This window comes from Arthrobacter sp. P1_B11, assembly GCF_056406715.1.
The window spans coordinates 1-17,781 of record NZ_JBFTZQ010000049.1 but is presented as its reverse complement, the minus strand read 5'-3'; the positions used below and the strand labels follow the sequence as shown (position 1 = coordinate 17,781).

Here is a 17,781-nt window from a genome sequence, read left to right as displayed (position 1 = left end):
GGGGACCGGACCCGCGTTTCCCGCGGCCCTTCAGTCCCGCCTTCCGGACCCAGCCTGCACAGGTGAACCGGTTCAACCCCAACTCTCTCGCGGCCGCCGCCGTACTCCCCAAGCGGTCAAACACCGCGAAAAATGCATCCTTCTGATCCTGCGAGTACCACCCGGATCCTGATGAATCACCGCTTAAACGAACCACGGTCGTTGCAACTCCCAAAAGTCGGGGTGTTGCAACGACCGCTAGAACCCAAGACGGAGGGTAGGGGCCCCAAGTGTTCGTTCGCGCTTAGCAGGTCAGTGGTCGGATTTCGACGAATGGACCGTGACTTCCTTTCCGTCGCAGTCGATCAGCTTCCCGCCCTCGAAGCGGTCGCCGTCAGCCAGACATTCCAGGTCTTCCTCCCGGACCACGCGCCCGGTGCCGGCCACAAACACCGACTGGTTCTCCGAGTTGCCCGCCTTGAGGTGGTTGAACAGCAGGTTGAGCAGGATCGCCATGACCGCGGCTGAGCTGATGCCCGAGTGGAAAATGGTGCCGAACCAGGACGGGAACTTGTCGTAGAACGCCGGGGCGGCAATCGGGATCATGCCGAAGCCGATGGATGCCGCCACGATGATCAGGTTCATGTTGTTCCGGTATTCCACCTTGGAAAGCGTGCGGATGCCGCTTGCGGCAACGGTTCCAAAGAGTACGACGCCGGCACCGCCCAGGACGGGGGTCGGCACCGCCGCGACCACCCGGCCAAGCACCGGCAGCAGGCCGAGGATCACGAGGATCAGGCCGCCGGCGCTGACCACGAAGCGGCTCTTGACGCCCGTGATTGCAACGAGTCCCACGTTTTGGGCAAAGGCGCTCTGGGTGAAGGAATTGAAGAGCGGGGAGATGGCGCTGGAGAGCATGTCCGCCCGCAGGCCGTCGCCGATCCGCTTGGAATCAACCTTGGTGCCCACGATCTCGCCAACGGCGATGATGTCGGCGGAGGTTTCTGTCAGTGTCACCAGGATGACGATCAGCATGGAGATGATTGCGGCGATCTCAAACGTGGGCGGACCGAAGGCAAACGGGGTGGGGAAGGCGACGATCTCGCCCTGGCCCACCTTGGAGAAATCAGCCATGCCAAAGACAAAGGCGATGACCGTGCCGAGGACCATCGCCAGAAGGATGGACAGCCGCGAGATCGCAGCGTTGCCCACCTTGCTCAGAAGCAGGACGATCGCCATGGTGGCTGCAGCCAGTCCGATGTTGGCCATGCTGCCGTAGTTCGGCGCCTTGCTGTTGCCGCCCATGGCCCAGTTGGCCGCCACCGGCATCAGGGTCAGGCCGATGGTGGTGATGACCGTCCCCGTCACCACTGGCGGGAAGAAGCGGATGATCTTTGAAAACAGCGGCGTGATCAGCAGGCCGATCAGCGAGGCGGCGATGACCGAGCCAAAGACTGCCTGGATGCCCCCGCCGCCGTGGACGATGGCCACCATGGTGGAGACGCCTGCAAAGGAGACACCCTGAACCAGCGGGAGCTGGGATCCAAAGAAACGGATGCCGACAGTCTGGAGAATCGTGGCGAGGCCGCCGACGAAGAGGCAGGCGGCAATGAGCAGCCCGATGTCCTGCGAGGACATGCCGGCGGCTGCGCCGATGATCAGCGGAGGCGCGATGATGCCGCCGTACATGGTGAGGACGTGCTGGAAACCGTAGGCGAAGGTGCTTGCAATGGGCATGCGCTGGTCTTCGGGGCGGTCCGACCGCTTGCGGTCGTTGCCGGTAACTGCAGCGGCGGAATTCTTCTTGGTGTTCATGGCAGACTTTCTTGGTTCATGGCAGACGTCTTTGTCTGGCTAACGGTGTCTGGCTAACAGTGTGGAACTAGGGTGGGCGGGCCCGTGATCTGGCCGGCTGCGGATTGGCCCGGTGGTGTTTCGGGCCGGCGGGGTGTCCGCGTCCGGAGCGCTGGTCCGTGTGGGAACAGAGACTCCGGGCGCGGCACCCCTGAAACGGGGAGGGTTAGCAGAATCCGGCGATGCCGGACCAGGCGATCTCGGCGGATGCTGCGTCGTCGCGCTGGACGGTGGCCTCGATCAGGCCGTAGGGCCGGTCCGCGGCGAAGAAGACCTCGTTGGGGTTGTCGAGGCCGAACGGCGAAAGGTCCACGAGGAAATGGTGCTTGTTGGGCATCGAGAACTTGATTTCTTCGATCTCGCCGTGCGCCTCCAGGACCTTGGCGCCCATGTCGAACAGGGTCTGCTGCAGGGCGTGCGAGTACTTTTCCGTGAAGCCCTCCAGCAGGAGGCTCTTGACGTCTTCGTAGCTCTTGTTGAAGTCCAGGGTGCTGAAGTCAGTGCCTGGCTTGAACCGCCAGCGGGCGGAGACGTCCGTGGCGAGGATGCGGTCGGTAGTCTCCGGAAGGGTGGTGTATTTGTCCTTCGGGTAGCCCACGAATCCGGACTGGGTGGACTTCAAGACCGTGAGGTCCTTGAGGCCCGAGATGAGGTGCGTTGCCGCGCCGTCCTTCACCAGGACGGCGGTGCGGACTTCCTGGCCGTTGCGCACGAACGAGTGGTCGTGCTCCGCACCGTGGGCCTGGATCCGGTTCCAGCTGTAGGACTCGGCTTCCCAGCGTCCGCCGGTGACCCAGTCGAAGCTGGAGGTGAAGTGCTCGCCCAGCCGCAGCAGGAACGCCTCCGGTGAGCCGACGCCTTCGCGGGCAAACGCGTAGATGGTGTTCTTCTGCGTGTCCGTGGCCACGACGTGGCTGTTGTCGCCTTCGAGGTGGGCCGCGGAGAAGTCCCCGCGGAGCTGCGAGGTGACGTTCAGGTCTTCGATCTCGTGGCGGTCGGTCTCCCGGGTGATCTTGACGACCCGGACTTCGGCCTTGCCGTACTGGTTCTGGCCGAGGATGATTTTGCTGCTCATGGTCTGTTCCCAACTTCCGTGATGTGGAACCTAGGTTCCATCATTGAAATTAAGCGCGTGTTACACACGCGTTTCTGATGGAGCCGACCCAACAAAAAAGAGCCGGCATCCAATGACGCCAGCTCATTACGACCCTGCCTGCTGCTCCCAGGTTACGTGACCTACGCCACGAGTTGACTTAAAGCGTAGCCGAGCTTCCCGGTGGTGTACATCACTAATTGAAAAATCCGATTGTGACCGCACGCGTGCCCCTAGTCCCGCGTGGCGCTGGCCAAGGGTCTTGACCGCCGACGGGCTCAACACTAGAATTTCCACATGTCAATAAACATTTTCCGAATAGCGGAAAATAGAACGAAGGAACGAGGAGGAACAGATGGACCCTCAGGATAAGAACAACGTCGCCGACTTTCCGGCACCCGGCCAGGAGCTGTACCTGCCGTTCGGCGCCACAGATCCTGACTTCTATATCCCGGCCGACTGCGACCGAACCGGCCGCGGATTCTCCCGCTGGCTGCGCGCGCTCCCGGTTTTCGGCCGGTAACGTCCGTAAAGCTACTGCCCCAACCGGCGCCGGACTCTGCGCGCTTGCATCGCGAGGGCGATCTCAGCCGGGTGCGCAGCGCCGGTGTCAGGACACCGGGCGCCCCGGCCACTCCTTGCCGGCCCAGGGGTCGTAGTCGGCGATGAGCTCCTCCTGCGGCGGTCGCTCCGCTTCGGGCACGTGCTGCAGGTTCACCCGCACCCTGTACCAGAGCGAGCTCGATCCGCGCATTCCGTCGACGAGCACATCGGCGGGGTGCAGTGCCGGGACGATGTCCGCATGCCGGGTCCTCCACTCGTCCAGCGCCGCGAGCGCCTCGGGCTTGGTCCTGGTGCGGGCCACCTCGATGAGCGGCATCACCGACTGCCGGCGCCCGGAGCCGTCGCCGCCGCGCGGCGCCTTCTCGGCGGGGCCGAGTTCGGTAGCCAAGGCGAGGAGCCCGTCGAGTGTGCCGACCGCGTCGTCGATGCCGGCGTGAGGGTCGCCCATCTCTGCGAACCGCTCGGGCACCGTGCGCACCGTGAACTGTTCCGGCCGGGTGGAGCGGACCTCATCCCATGTGAGCGGCGTCGAGACCCGGGCATCCGGTAGGGCCCTGATGGAGTACGCGGATGCCACCGTGCGGTCCTTTGCGTTCTGGTTGAAGTCGACGAACACGCTCTCGCCGCGCTCCTCCTTCCACCACCGCGCGGTAGCGAGGCCGGGAGCGCGGTTTTCGACCTCCCGGGCGAGGGTTTCGGCGGCGAGCCGCACGTCGCGGTAGGACCAATGCGGCGCGATGCGCACCAGGATGTGGAGTCCGCGCGACCCGCTCGTCTTTGGCCACCCCACGAGCCCAACGTCGTCGAGCACCTCCCGCGCGACATAGGCGACGTCGACGATCTGGGACCAATCGACTCCCGGCATCGGATCGAGGTCCACGCGGAGCTCGTCGGGGTGTTCGAGGTCCTCTGCGCGCACGGGATGCGGGTTGAGGTCGAGGCATCCAAGATTCACGACCCACGCCAAACCTGCAGCATCCCGGATGACGGCCTCCTCAGCCGATGTCCCCGACGCGTAGTGCAGCGTCGTCGTGTCGATGAAGTCGGGGTGGTTTTCGGGCACGCGCTTCTGAAAGAACGGCTCAGCGTCGATGCCCTTCGGGAAGCGCTTGAGCACCATTGGCCGGCCCCCCGCGCCGCGCAGCGCACCGTCCGCGACGGCGAGGTAGTAGAGCACCAGGTCGAGCTTCGTCAGCCCCGGCTCAGGGAACACCACCTTGTCCGGACTCGAGATGCGAACCTCGGTGCCGCCAATGGTGAGGATCTCGGCCGGGGTCTTCGACGGGCTCATGCCGCCACGCTAGCAACGATCGGATGTCGCAGCCAGACCAGCTGCACGGCAAGCGAAAGCAGCAACCGAAACGGGGTAAGCTCCTAGCCCGCGACGAGCCTCCGGGCCGCGGCCGAGTGCTCCGCGATGAGCCCGGCGATGTCCAGTCCGGGAATCTGTCCGTCCACCACGCGCCACTGCCCGGCCACCATCACGCGGTCCGCGCGGTCCGCAGCGCACAGCAGCAGGGCCGCAATGGGGTCGTGGCTGCCGGAGAACTTCAGGTCATCGAGCTTGAAGAGGGCCAGGTCCGCCTGCATCCCCGGAGCCAGCTGGCCGAGATCGGGCCGACCCAGTACAGCTGCAGAGCCGCGGGTTGCCCAGCCCAGTGCCCGCTCAACGGGGACCTGCGCCCCGTAGCGGAGCCGCTGCAGGTACAGCGCCTGCCTCGCCTCGAGGATCATGTTGGACGCATCGTTCGACGCCGATCCGTCCACTCCCAGTCCCACGGGAACGCCCGCCGCCTCGAGTTCCAGGACGCGCGCGGCGCCCGAGGCCAGCCTCATGTTGGACGTGGGGCAATGCGCGACGCCGGTGCCCGCGGCGCCCAGCCGGGCGATCTCGGCATCACTGAAATGGATGCCGTGTCCCAGCCATGTCCGGTCCGTCAGCCACCCCACGCTGTCGAGGTAGTCCACGGTGCGGAGACCGAACATCTCCCGGCAGAAGTCCTCCTCGTCCAGGGTCTCGGCGAGGTGTGTGTGCAGCCGGACGTCCAGCCGCTGGGCCATCAGTGCGCTCTCGGCCATGATCTCCTTGGTCACGGAAAACGGCGAACACGGGGCCAGCGCAATCTGGATCACGGCGCCGTCGCCGCGCTGGTGGTACTGCCCGATCAGCCGTTCGCTGTCAGCGAGGATCACCTCCGGTGCCTGCACCGTCGACTGTGGCGGCAGCCCGCCGTCGTTCTGCCCCAAAGTCATGGAGCCGCGCGTCAGAGTGGCGCGCATTCCCAGCCGGCGGACCGCCTGGACTTCGATATCGATGGCATCTTCCATGCCTGCCGGAAACAGGTAATGGTGGTCCGCCGCGGTGGTGCAGCCCGACAGCAGGAGTTCCGCGAGGGCTACCGTGGCGGCCAGCTCGAGGTCTCGCGGCGTGAGGCGGGCCCACACCGGGTAGAGATTCTGCAGCCACGGGAAGAGCGGGGCACTGGCCACGGGACCCCAGGCGCGGGTGAGCGTTTGATAGAAGTGGTGGTGGGTGTTGATCAGGCCCGGCAGCAGCACGTGGCTGCCGGCGTCGAAGGTCTCCGTGCAGGGCGCGGAAGGTTGTTGCCCGGCGGCAAGCACCTCCACGATCCTGCCCCCGGAGACCACAACGCCGCCCGAGGCGTCATAGCTGTTGGCGGTGAATGCTGCGAGCGGATTCCGGATCCACAGCCGGGAATCCGTGGGTGCAGAAGCGCGGGGTGCGGAAGGTGCCTGGGTCATGTGCGGGTTCCTAGTCTGAGCGTGCCGATACGTTCCAGCTCAGTGCGTCCTGTCTGCTGATCCAGGGGCCGGCGCCTGCGGAGCCGGGTCGGCACCAGCGTAAGGGCTGCCCCGGCCGCCGTCAACGGCCGCGGATTGTGACAGTGCGGAAACCTGAATTTCACATCACGAAATTAACTTTCCAGAAACTATGGCGCACGCCACACTCCGGTGCTAATCTCGATCTTGCCAAAGGCGGGCACCCGGAGACCGGGAAGCTATCTACCAGGCGCAACTAAACCTTCAAAGCACATGCTGAAGCCTGGTATCCGTCGCAACTGGTGTTCAATCCCGTCACGGGGTACCGGCTTCCACCCAAAGGGAGCGCATCATGAGTACCACCGTCACGGCCGAACAATTTCTGGCCAGGTCCGTCCAACTTGCAACGTCAAACGTCCTGAACAGCGGAGGGCCGTTCGGCGCGGTCATCGTCACCGCGGACGGCCAGGCGTTCGACGGCGTCAACCGCGTCACTGCCACCAACGATCCCACCGCCCACGCAGAGGTCACGGCAATCCGCCGGGCCTGCAGCGAGCTGGGCACGTTCGACCTCCGCGGAGCCACCCTCTACAGCAGCTGCGAGCCCTGCCCCATGTGCCTGGCTTCGGCCCTCTGGGCACGCATTGACCGGGTGGTGTTTGCCGCAGACCGGCACGACGCCGCGTCCGTGGGATTCGACGACGCCGTCTTCTACGAGTACTTCGACAACGCCGACCGGGATGACCTCATGCCGGTGTCCAAGCTGGGGTTCGCAGACCCGAAGGCGCCCGCGATCCTCGAGCCGTTCACCACCTGGAACACGCTCGATTCCAGGATCGACTACTAGGGCCTGTGGTTCCCATGACACTCCTGGAGCAGACCCCCGACGGACCCGAGACGGCCGCCCCGGCAGTCAAGAAGGCCAAGCAGCCCAAGCAGACCCGCCCGGACACACAAGCCCGGCCGCCGGCGTCAGACGCTTTCCTTGACCGTTTCTTCCACATCACCAAGCGCGGCTCAACCCTCGCGCGTGAACTCCGCGGCGGCCTGGTCACGTTCTTCACCATGGCGTACATCGTGATCCTGAACCCGCTGATCCTCGGCGGATTCAGCGCGGACAATGCCCCCACCGACGTTGCCGGCGGCTGGCTGTCCGCGGCCCAGGTTGGTGCGGTCACGGGCCTCACCGCCGGCGTGATGACCATCCTGTTCGGCCTCATCGCCAACCTGCCTTTCGGACTGGCGGCCGGGCTGGGCATCAACTCCTTCCTCGCCGTTGCCGTCATTCACGAAGTCACCTGGCCCGAGGCCATGGGCCTGGTGGTCATCAACGGCATCCTGATCGTCCTGTTCGGCGTCACCGGGGCACGGACGGCCATCTTCCGGGCCGTCCCCAAGGAACTCAAGGCCGCGATCACCGTGGGGATCGGACTCTTCATCGCGTTCATCGGCTTCGTGGACTCGGGCTTCGTCCGCGCCACCGCCGGCGGGCCGCCAGTCCAGCTCGGTGAGAACGGCTCCATCACGTCCGTCCCCACCCTCGTGTTCATCGTGGGCCTGCTGGCCATGGGCATCCTCGTGGCGAGGAAGGTCCAGGGTGGGCTGCTGATCGGGATCGTGGCCACCACCGTGCTGGCCGCCGTCGTCGAAGCCGTCTTCCACATCGGCCCGGGCACACCGGAGAACCCCGGTGGCTGGCACCTGAACACCCCGGTGCTCTCGGGGCAGCTGGTCTCTGCGCCGGACCTGGGCCTGGTGGGACACTTCGACCTGTTCGGAGCCTTCGGCCGGATCGGCGGGCTCGCCGCCACCATGCTCGTGTTCACCCTGGTCTTCACCAACTTCTTCGACGCCATGGGCACCATGACCGGGCTCGCCAAGAGCGCCGGAGTGGCGCACAAGGACGGCACGTTCCCGCGGCTGAAGTCGGCCTTCATCGTGGAAGGCTTCGGGGCAGTGGCGGGAGGCGCCACCTCGGGGTCCTCCAACACGGTGTACATCGACTCCGCGGCGGGCATCGGGGAAGGTGCCCGCACCGGACTGGCCTCGGTGGTCACGGGCGCGCTGTTCCTGGGCTCCATGTTCCTCACGCCACTGACCAGCGTGGTGCCGCTGGAAGTCGCCGCCGCCGCACTCGTGGTGGTCGGCGCCATGATGATGGCCCAGATCCGCGAAATCAAGTTCACCAGGTTCGCGGTGGCACTCCCGGCCTTCCTGACCATCGTCACCATGCCGCTGACCTACTCGATTGCCAACGGGATCGGCGTGGGCTTCGTGTCCTGGGCCGTGATCGGAGCGGCATCCGGCAAGGCGAAGAAGATCCACCCGCTCATGTGGGTGGTGACCGCCGGCTTCCTGGTCTACTTCGCCCGCGGACCTGTCAGCGCACTGCTCGGGGCGTAGCCCGCGGCCTCCCAGACCGGACCGGGACAGGCAGATGGGGCCTGTCCCGGTCCACCAAACTGCAATCAAATCGTCGCCGGCGCCGCAGCCGCGCTTCCCCCGGCCAATGATAGGAACGAGAATATGGACACTATCGCCGCACATGAAAAGGGAGTGCAGCCATGCTGGATCTGATGTCTTCCCTCGCCGGCTGGCACCCCGTGGCCTCCGGACAGCGGTGTGCCGTTGCCACCGTGGTGGGCACGAGCGGCTCGGTGCCGCGGCCCATGGGCACATCCATGATGGTGTCCGCAGCAGGTGACGTCCTTGGCAGCCTTTCGGGCGGCTGCGTCGAGGGGGCCGTTGTCGAGGCGGCGCTGGAGGCAATGCGCGACGGCGGCACCCGGCTGGAGCTTTTCGGCTACAGCGCCGAGGACGCGTTCGCCGTCGGACTCACCTGCGGCGGTGAGCTTCAGGTCCACATCGAGCCGTTCGGGGCGTTTGCCGGACCCTCCATCGGCCAGCTGCTGCGGCGGCTGCCGGAAACCCCGGTGGCACTCATCCGCAGGGTTGACCTGAACGGGAGCGGCGCCGTCGTCATCCCGGACCCTGAGGCATTCAAGGCGGCGCAGTCAGCCGAGCTGGCCGCCCTCCTCGGACTCCGCAGCCCGGCCGGCGAGGCCATGGCGGCGGCCGCAGCACAGCTGGAACCCCTGCTGCGCGGCGGACGTACCGGCCTGGTCAGGCTCGCCCCGGCCGGCGGCTGCGTCGGGCGCGCCGACGTGGTGGAGGAATCCGGCGGGATCCAGCCCGAGCCCGTGACCCTGCTGGTCGAAAGCCGTACGCCGCCTCCGCGCATGCTGGTGTTCGGCGCCAACGACTTCGGCGCGGCGCTGGTGCCGGCGGCCAAGCTCCTCGGTTACAGCGTGACGCTCATTGATGCGCGGCCGGCGTTCGCAGGCCAGGCCCGTTTCGAGACCGCTGATGAGGTGGTCACGGACTGGCCCCACCGGTACCTGGCGGCAGAGGCCGCCGCAACCCGGATCGACGCCCGCACCGCCATCTGCGTCCTCACCCACGATCCCAAGTTCGACATCCCGCTGCTGGAAGCTGCCCTCGGCCTGGACGTGGCCTTCGTCGGGGCCATGGGCTCGCGCCGCAGCCACCGCCAGCGCATCGACGCGCTGCTGGCCGCCGGCGTTCCACCGGAAGGCCTTGCCAGGCTGCATTCGCCCATCGGCCTGGACCTCGGAGCCGTCACGCCGGCCGAGGTGGCCGTGTCCATCACGGCCGAGCTGATCGCCGCCCGGAACGCAGCCGCAGCCTGCGCTCCGCTCAGGGACGGAAGCGGCCCCATCCACCACGCCAACGAAGAAAGCCAGGAGACCCCGTGGACATGAACACCATAGAGGCCGTCCTCCGCACGACGGACCCGGCCGAATGGCGCGACGGCGACGCCTGGCTCGCCGGCGGCACGGTCCTGTTCTCCTACGGCAGCCACGCCTTCGGCCCCGAACCGCTCCGGAGGCTGCTGGACCTCGGCTCGGCCGGCTGGCCCGCCGTCACGGTGACCGGGGACGGGATCGAGCTGGCCGCAACATGCACCGTGGCCGAGCTCTATGCGCTGCCGGAGTCGCCAGTACTGGCGAACCGCGGCCCGGCAACGGACTGGCCCGCCCTGGACCTCGTCCGCCCCTGCTGCGACTCCTTCGTGGCGTCCTTCAAGGTGTGGAACATGTCCACCGTGGGCGGCAACCTGTGCACGTCGCTGCCCGCCGGCCCCATGATCTCGCTGTGCGCCGGGCTTGACGGCACGGTCACCATCCTCGGCCCAGGCTGCTCCAGCAGGGAGCTGCCGGTGGCCGACTTCGTCACCGGCGACGGGCAGAACGCCCTGGCACCCGGCGAGCTCCTCCGCAGCATCCGCCTCCCGGCGTCGGCCCTGTCCTCACGGGCGGCGTTCCGCCGCCTGTCCCTGAGTAACCTGGGGAGGTCCGGGGTCCTGCTGGTCGGGACGCTCGACGGCGGTGGGCAGCTGACGCTGACCGTCACCGCAGCGACCCAGCGCCCGGTGCAGCTGCGGTTCCTCCCGGCGCCGGACGCTTCCGAACTCAGGGAAGCGCTGGACGAAGCCATTCCGGAGGACCTTTACCACGACGATATCCATGGGTTGCCCGCCTGGCGGCGCGACATGACGTACCGGCTGGCCGAGGAGATCCGCGACGAGCTTGCCGCTCCGGAAGGCACACTGCCCCGGGCGGTATCCGGCGATTTCTGGCCGCCGCGGCCGGTTTCTGCCGGCAATGCGTGGATGTCCAGCGGGCAGAAAGGGGCCTGAACATGACGATCGAAATTAACGGAGTGGCCGCGGAATCCCAGCCCCGCCCGGGCCAGTGCCTTCGCACCTTCCTGCGAGAACAAGGAAACCTGGGCGTCAAGAAGGGCTGCGACGGCGGCGACTGCGGAGCGTGCACAGTCCATGTGGACGGCATACCCGTGCACAGCTGCATCTACCCGGCCGTGCGCGCCGAAGGCCATGCGGTCACCACCATCGAGGGGCTGGCGACTGCCGGCGGAACGACTGCCGGTGGAACGTCTGCCGGTGGAACGTCAGCCGGCACCCTTCACCCGATGCAGCAGCAGTTCCTGGACCGGCAGGGTTTCCAGTGCGGATTTTGCACTGCCGGCATGATTATGACGGCTGCAACCTTCGATGACGCGCAGCGGGGCAACCTGCCGCGGAACCTCAAGGGGAACCTGTGCCGCTGTACCGGTTACCGGGCCATCGGCGACGCCGTCTGCGGCCACGAGGGGCATCCGGATTCGGAGGGTCCGGGCTCGGGCATCGCCGGTGAAGGCCAGCCGGAGCCCCGGCCCGGGCAGTTGGGCGATGACGTACCGGCCCCCGCCAGCCGCGCGGTAGTCACAGGGCAGGCCCGCTACACGCTGGACGTCCCGGCCGGGGAACTGCCCGGACTCCTGCACCTGAAGCTGCTGCGCTCGCCGCACGCGCACGCCCGGGTGCTCTCGGTCGACAAAAGCGCCGCCCTGGAAATTCCCGGAGTGGTGGCCGTCCTCACGTCTGCGGACGCGCCGGCCCAGCTGTTCTCCACGGCCCAGCACGAGCTCTACACCGACGACCCCGATGACACCCGGCTGCTGGACGACGTGGTGAGGTTCCGCGGCCAGCGGGTTGCCGCCGTCGTGGCCGAATCGGTGGGGGCAGCGGAAGCGGGAGTGCGCGCGCTGGACGTGAAGTACCAGCCCCTGCCCGCAGTGTTCACGCCCCAGGAAGCCATTCTGCCCGGGGCGCCGGCCATCCACGGCGACAAGGACGGCGCCACGGCACGGATTGCGCGGCCGGAGCAGAACATCGTGGCCGAACTGCACTCCGAACTCGGCAGCGTGGAGGACGGTTTCGCGGCGTCCGACTTCATCCACGAGCAGACGTACCGGACCCAGCGGGTTCAGCACGTGGCCCTTGAAACACACTCCTCCATCGCCTCGGTTGACGACGCCGGCCGGCTGCACATCCGCACGTCCAGCCAGGTCCCGTTCCTGGTCAGGCGCACGCTTTGCCGCCTGTTAGGGCTGCCGGAGGAACGCATCCACGTGGTGTCCGGCAGGGTGGGCGGCGGATTCGGCGGCAAGCAGGAAGTCCTCACCGAGGACATCGTGGCGCTCGCGGCCCTGAAACTGAAGCGGCCGGTGCAGCTGGAGTTCACCCGGACCGAGCAGTTCACGGCCAGCACCACCAGGCACCCGTTCACCGTCAAACTCAAAGCCGGTGCCAGCAGCGACGGCCGGCTCACGGCGCTGCAGCTTGAGGTCCTCACGAACACCGGCGCCTACGGAAACCACGCGCCGGGCGTCATGTTCCACGGGTGCGGCGAGTCCCTGGGCGTCTACAAGTGCGCCAACAAGAAGGTGGATGCGCAGGCGGCGTACACCAACACCGTTCCCTCCGGCGCCTTCCGGGGGTACGGGCTGAGCCAGATGATCTTTGCGATCGAGTCCGGGATTGACGAGCTGGCCACCGGAATCGGCATGGATCCCCTGGAATTCCGCCGCCGCAACATGGTCCGGGAGGGCGACGACATGCTCTCCACCCACGCCGAACCGGAGGAGGACGTCCACTACGGCAGCTACGGGCTGGACCAGTGCACGCGACTCGTCCGGGACGCCCTGGACCGGGGCCGCGAACGGTACCGGGCCGCAGGGCTCGATGACCTGGGGCCGGACTGGGTCACCGGCGAAGGAACGGCGCTGTCCATGATCGACACCGTTCCGCCGCGCGGACACTTTGCCCATGCGAAGCTCCGGCTCCTTCCCGACGGAACGTACGCGGCCGACGTCGGGACCGCCGAATTCGGCAACGGCACCACTACCGTCCACGCCCAGCTCGCGGCCACCGCCCTGTCCACCACGGCGGCGCGCGTCGCCGTCCGGCAGTCGGACACAGACCTGATCGAGCACGATACCGGCGCCTTCGGCTCGGCCGGCACCGTGGTGGCAGGCAAGGCGACGCTGGCCGCGGCCGAGGAGCTGGCCGTTCGGATCCGGGCCTTCGCCGCCGGTATGCACCAGATCCAGTCATCGGGCTGTGTACTCGACGGCGATGCCGTGGTCTGCGAGGGGACCAGGGTGCCGCTGACGGAACTCGCCCGCGAAGCCGCGGAGGCCGGCGTCGAAATTGCCGCGGAGGGGCGCTGGGGCGGCACTCCCCGGTCGGTCGCGTTCAACGTCCACGGATTCCGTGTGGCAGTAAATAAGGGGACGGGGGAGCTGCGGATCCTGCAGAGCGTCCAGGCGGCGGACGCCGGCGTGGTGGTAAACCCCCGGCAGTGCCGCGGCCAGATCGAGGGCGGGATCGCGCAGGCGCTGGGCGCCGCGCTGTATGAGGAGGTCCGGGTGGACGACGGCGGCCGGGTTACCACGGACATCCTCCGGCAGTACCACATCCCGTCCTTCGCGGACGTGCCGCGCAGCGAGGTGTACTTCGCCGAGACCAACGACAAACTGGGCCCGCTCGGGGCGAAGTCGATGAGTGAAAGCCCGTTCAATCCGGTGGCGCCGGCCCTGGCCAATGCCGTCCGCCACGCCACGGGCCTCCGGTTTGCCGAACTCCCGATTGCCCGGGACAAGATCTACCTGGGCCTGAAGGAAGCCGGCCTCGTCACGTCCTCCAAAAGCAACGCGGGGTCACTTAGCGCCCAATGAGCCCCGCCGAAGGGGCGCTAAATGACCCCGCGTTGGGTTCCCGTCATATAGTCGGGGGATGGAACAGCGCACTTTAGGCAAAACCGGACGGAACGTCTCCGTCGTCGGACTCGGCACGTGGCAGCTCGGCGCGGACTGGGGCAACGTGGATCCGGCCCAGGCACAGGCAGTGCTGGCCGCCTCGGCGGAGGCGGGCGTGACGTTCTTCGACACGGCGGACGTCTACGGTGACGGCCGCAGCGAGCAGGCCATCGGCGCTTTCCTGGCGGACAACCAGGGGTTGGACATTACCGTGGCCACGAAGATGGGCCGCCGGGTGGAGCAGCGTCCGGAGAACTACAATCTCGCCAACTTCCGCGAGTGGGTGGACCGCTCACGCCGCAACCTGCGGACCGACTCCCTTGATCTCGTCCAGCTGCACTGCCCGCCCACCGCTGTCTACAGCAACGCCGAGGTCTACGACGCCCTGGATACCCTCGTCTCAGAGGGCGCCATCCGGAACTACGGCGTCAGCGTGGAGCGCACGGACGAAGCCCTCGAAGCGCTGCGTCACGACGGCACCGCGTCCGTCCAGATCATCCTCAACGCCTTCCGGCTTAAGCCCCTGGACGAGGTGCTCCCCGCAGCAAAGAAGGCCGGTGTCGGGATCATCGCGCGTGTGCCGCTGGCTTCCGGGTTGCTCTCCGGAAAGTACACCAAGGACACTTCCTTCGCCGAGAATGACCACCGAAACTACAACCGCGGCGGCGACGCGTTCGACGTCGGCGAGACTTTCTCGGGCGTCGATTTCGAGCTGGGGCTCAAGGCCGTGGCCGAGTTCGAGAACCTGGTGCCGGAGGGTGCAAGCACCGCGCAGGCGGCCATCGCGTGGATCGCTGCACAGGACGGCGTCACGTCGGTTATTCCGGGGGCGCGAAATGTGGAGCAGGCCCGCTCCAATGCCGGAGCGGCCGGGATTTCGGTGAACGAGGAATTCAACGAGGGCGTCCGCTGGATCTACGACCACTACTTCCGCGAGTCGATCCACCCGCGCTGGTAGTTCGCGCCGGACCGGCAGCAACCGAAACATGTGGCCGCCGTCGGGAAGCAAAGTGCTGAATGACCACATCCATCCGCGCCTTCATTGACAGTTTGGCTGCCGTGGAAACCGGTCCGGGGAGCCATAACTTTTTCGATCATGCGATCCCCGAAAACTCTCGGCGCCGGCAAAACCTGGAGATCTTCTTGCAGGAGATGCGGGATCGCAGCCCGCAGGTTCTGCTGGTGGGAGAAGCCCCTGGTTTCAGGGGCATGAAGGTCACCGGGATTCCCTTTACCAACCGCACTATCCTCGAGGGTCCGGCGAACGCTTTCGGGCTGTTCGGGCCGGGGAAAGGATACGCGTTGCCCGGGGATTCCGGAGGCGTAGCAGCCGAACCAACGGCCACTGTGCTGTGGGCGGTGTTGGCCGAGCTGGATTTCCTGCCCCTGCTGTGGAGCGCCTACCCCTTTCATCCGCATGCGCCGGGACGGCCGTTGTCCAACCGCACGCCCACGCTCACTGAAACTGCCATCGGGACTCCGTTTTGGCAAGCGTTGACCGAGCTGTTTCCCATCCAGTCGGTGGTGGCGGTGGGCAACGTGGCTCACCGCAGCCTTCAACGAAGCGGCCTGCGGGTGCCGAAAATCAGGCATCCCGCGCACGGAGGGCGGGCCGGTTTCAAGCTGGGCCTGAAAGAGCTTCTGGCGCACGGCGTTATTCACTAGCTCAGTCGAGAAGATGCAGCTGGTCCGGAGTGTCGATGTCTTCGCCTGCGGATCGCTTGCCTCCCGTCCCGGTGGTGCAGTCCACCAGGTCAATGACATCGGGGCGGGCCTGGAGGAAATGCCGCGCGCCGGCGTCGCCGGTGGCCGACTCCGCTGCCGCGGCGCGCAGCGAGGCGTCGAGCAGCAACGGGTGACCGCGCCGGAGTTCGCCCGCAGCATCGGGGTAGGCGGCGGCCGTCACGTGCCCCGGCCGGTGGGCCGACAGCAGGCGCGCCACGGTTTCCGGGGTCAGCCCGGGCTGGTCAACGAGGGCTACCAGCACATGATCCTCATCGCGGGCGAAGGAGAGACCCAGTCTGAACGAACTGCCCATGCCGGTCGACCAGTCAGCGTTCTCCACCACGGCGTGCCGCGAGAGGTCCGTGTTCTCGCGCACCGACTCGGCCCCGGCGCCGAGCACAACCACCACCTCGCGGCAGCCGCCGTCGAGCAGGACGTCGGCCAGCACCTCAACGAGGGTGCGGCCCCGGAACGGCAGAAGCGCCTTAGGGCCGAGGCCCAAGCGGGTGCCGGCCCCCGCGGCAAGGAGGACCGCGGTGGTGGCCGTGCGCGGGAAGTCTTCCATGTGCTTCACCTTAGGACACTGATTTGCTGGACGGCATCCCGTTACGAGGAGAAAACTACCGATTAGTAGGGGTAGTTAACCCAGTGAATGGCCGCTAACCTCGTAGATGTCGTGTTGGCAATTGGGGGTCACAGACGGCTGCAACGGCGCAGCCCAGAAGGAGCGTAGATGGCAGGCACATTCGAAATAGTGACCGCGGACCAGGGTTCATTCCGGTTCCGGCTGACGGCCGAGGATGGCACCGTAGTTGCGGTCTCACCCAGTTTTCCGAACATCAAGGCAGTGGTCGCAGGTATCACTGCAGTGCGGGAGAACGCCGCGACCGGGTTCATCGTGGACCGGCGCCCGTCCCTGACCTCAACATAATTCGGAGCATGCTTTCGAGAAACGACCGACGGCGGTCCCACCAGGAGGTGGGGCCGCCGTCGGTCTGATTGCAGAGCGGGAACTCCGCCGGGTGAGCCTGTTGAATCCGGCTTCGACAGGCTCAACCAGCAACAGTCAGGCGTCCCCGCCGGCTCCTCCCGTGGTGCCGGCGTTGACGTCGAGCAGCTTGTAGCGATCCATCGCGTAGGCCGGGACCCCGCCGTCCACCTCGCCCCGGGAAGAGAGCAGCTGCAGCGTCTTCACCACGATGGAGTGGGTGTCGTTCTTGAAGAAGCGGCGTGCTGCGGCGCGCGTGTCGGAGAAGCCGAAACCGTCGGCGCCGAGCGAAGCGAACTGGTGGGGCAGGAACTGGCGGATCTGGTCCGGAACGGCCTTCATGTAGTCCGACACCGCGACAACAGGACCGGCCGCGCCGGCGAGCTGCTGTGCCACAAACGGGATCCGGGCCGGTTCGCCCGGATTCAGGAACGCTTCCTCCTCGGCGGCGATGCCGTCGCGGCGCAGTTCGTTCCAGGATGTGACCGACCAGACGTCCGCGGAGACGCCCCAGTCCTCGGCCAGGATCCGCTGGGCTTCCAGCGCCCACGGAACGGAAACGCCGGAGGCCAGGATCTGGCTCTTGGGACCTTCAGTGCCCGACGCCGACACCCGGTAGATGCCTTTCAGCACACCGTTGACGTCGAGGTTCTCGGGTTCGCTTGGCTGGGTGATGGGCTCGTTGTAGACGGTGATGTAGTACATCAGGTTGCGGTCGGCGGCCGAACCCGCCGGACCGTTGTCGGGATGCTCGCCGTACATGCGTTCGATGCCGTCGCGGACGATGTGGCCCATTTCGTAGCCGTAGGCGGGGTCGTAGGTGACCACGGCGGGGTTGGTGGAGGCGAGCAGCGGGGAGTGGCCGTCGGCGTGCTGCAGGCCTTCGCCGGTGAGGGTGGTCCGTCCTGCGGTGGCGCCGATGATGAAGCCGCGGGTCATCTGGTCCGCGGCGGCCCAGAAGGCGTCGCCGGTGCGCTGGAAGCCGAACATGGAGTAGAACACGTAGACCGGGATCAGCGGCACGCCGTGGGTGGCGTAGGCGGTGCCGGCGGCGGTGAACGCCGCGACGGCGCCGGCTTCGTTGATGCCGGGGTGGATCAGCTGGCCCTGGGCG

At 66.9% G+C, this 17,781-nt stretch carries 15 protein-coding genes; 9 read left to right on the top strand and 6 right to left on the bottom strand.

Features of this window, described 5'->3' with window-relative positions:
• Positions 1-291 precede the first annotated feature (291 nt).
• Positions 292-1,794 (bottom strand): nucleobase:cation symporter-2 family protein, encoded by a 1,503-nt coding sequence (locus AC1D14_RS22240; RefSeq protein ID WP_230121257.1) that lies wholly within the window; start codon positions 1,792-1,794, stop codon positions 292-294.
• A gap of 205 nt (positions 1,795-1,999) precedes the next feature.
• Positions 2,000-2,908: a factor-independent urate hydroxylase gene (pucL, locus tag AC1D14_RS22235; protein ID WP_230121256.1), complete on the bottom strand. Its 909-nt coding sequence runs from the start codon at positions 2,906-2,908 to the stop codon at positions 2,000-2,002.
• 373 nt (positions 2,909-3,281) lie between these two features.
• Here pucL and AC1D14_RS22230 point away from each other — a divergent pair, with 373 nt between their 5' ends.
• The gene (locus tag AC1D14_RS22230; RefSeq protein WP_230121255.1) at positions 3,282-3,449 is read left to right on the top strand and encodes a hypothetical protein; all 168 of its coding nucleotides are present in this window, start codon (positions 3,282-3,284) and stop codon (positions 3,447-3,449) included.
• 87 nt (positions 3,450-3,536) lie between these two features.
• Here the strand turns inward: AC1D14_RS22230 and ligD are convergent, their stop codons facing one another.
• Both ligD and AC1D14_RS22220 read right to left on the bottom strand, forming a co-directional pair.
• Positions 3,537-4,781, bottom strand: a complete 1,245-nt coding sequence (gene ligD / locus AC1D14_RS22225; RefSeq protein WP_476969206.1) for a non-homologous end-joining DNA ligase — start codon at positions 4,779-4,781, stop codon at positions 3,537-3,539.
• An 83-nt stretch (positions 4,782-4,864) separates the two neighbouring features.
• Entirely contained in the window at positions 4,865-6,253 is a 1,389-nt protein-coding gene (locus AC1D14_RS22220; RefSeq protein WP_476969205.1) for an 8-oxoguanine deaminase, read from the bottom strand.
• Positions 6,254-6,623: 370 nt separating this feature from the next.
• Here AC1D14_RS22220 and AC1D14_RS22215 point away from each other — a divergent pair, with 370 nt between their 5' ends.
• The 7 genes from AC1D14_RS22215 to AC1D14_RS22185 all read left to right on the top strand — a co-directional run bounded on the left by AC1D14_RS22215 (position 6,624) and on the right by AC1D14_RS22185 (position 15,619).
• Positions 6,624-7,118, top strand: a complete 495-nt coding sequence (locus AC1D14_RS22215; RefSeq protein ID WP_230121252.1) for a nucleoside deaminase — start codon at positions 6,624-6,626, stop codon at positions 7,116-7,118.
• A 14-nt stretch (positions 7,119-7,132) separates the two neighbouring features.
• On the top strand, positions 7,133-8,674 hold the full coding sequence (locus AC1D14_RS22210; RefSeq protein ID WP_230121258.1) for an NCS2 family permease: 1,542 nt from the start codon (positions 7,133-7,135) through the stop codon (positions 8,672-8,674).
• A 161-nt stretch (positions 8,675-8,835) separates the two neighbouring features.
• The gene (locus tag AC1D14_RS22205; RefSeq protein WP_230121251.1) at positions 8,836-10,053 is read left to right on the top strand and encodes an XdhC family protein; all 1,218 of its coding nucleotides are present in this window, start codon (positions 8,836-8,838) and stop codon (positions 10,051-10,053) included.
• Positions 10,044-10,991: an FAD binding domain-containing protein gene (locus AC1D14_RS22200; RefSeq protein ID WP_476969204.1), complete on the top strand. Its 948-nt coding sequence runs from the start codon at positions 10,044-10,046 to the stop codon at positions 10,989-10,991. The genes AC1D14_RS22205 and AC1D14_RS22200 overlap by 10 nt, the downstream gene beginning before the upstream one ends.
• A 2-nt stretch (positions 10,992-10,993) precedes the next feature.
• The gene (locus AC1D14_RS22195) at positions 10,994-13,873 is read left to right on the top strand and encodes a molybdopterin-dependent oxidoreductase (protein ID WP_476969203.1); all 2,880 of its coding nucleotides are present in this window, start codon (positions 10,994-10,996) and stop codon (positions 13,871-13,873) included.
• A 58-nt stretch (positions 13,874-13,931) separates the two neighbouring features.
• Positions 13,932-14,912, top strand: a complete 981-nt coding sequence (locus AC1D14_RS22190; RefSeq protein ID WP_230121248.1) for an aldo/keto reductase — start codon at positions 13,932-13,934, stop codon at positions 14,910-14,912.
• Positions 14,913-14,971: 59 nt separating this feature from the next.
• The gene (locus AC1D14_RS22185) at positions 14,972-15,619 is read left to right on the top strand and encodes a uracil-DNA glycosylase (RefSeq protein WP_476882489.1); all 648 of its coding nucleotides are present in this window, start codon (positions 14,972-14,974) and stop codon (positions 15,617-15,619) included.
• 1 nt (position 15,620) lies between these two features.
• On the opposite strand, the gene nboR is transcribed toward AC1D14_RS22185, so the two are convergent.
• Positions 15,621-16,244, bottom strand: a complete 624-nt coding sequence (nboR, locus tag AC1D14_RS22180) for a nicotine blue oxidoreductase (protein WP_230121246.1) — start codon at positions 16,242-16,244, stop codon at positions 15,621-15,623.
• Between the two features lie 168 nt (positions 16,245-16,412).
• Between nboR and AC1D14_RS22175 the strand changes: the two genes are divergently transcribed.
• The gene (locus AC1D14_RS22175) at positions 16,413-16,610 is read left to right on the top strand and encodes a YegP family protein (RefSeq protein ID WP_230121245.1); all 198 of its coding nucleotides are present in this window, start codon (positions 16,413-16,415) and stop codon (positions 16,608-16,610) included.
• A gap of 135 nt (positions 16,611-16,745) precedes the next feature.
• Here AC1D14_RS22175 and AC1D14_RS22170 read toward each other — a convergent pair.
• A partial coding sequence (locus AC1D14_RS22170) for a transketolase-like TK C-terminal-containing protein (protein WP_476969202.1) occupies positions 16,746-17,781 on the bottom strand: 1,036 nt, incomplete at its 5' end.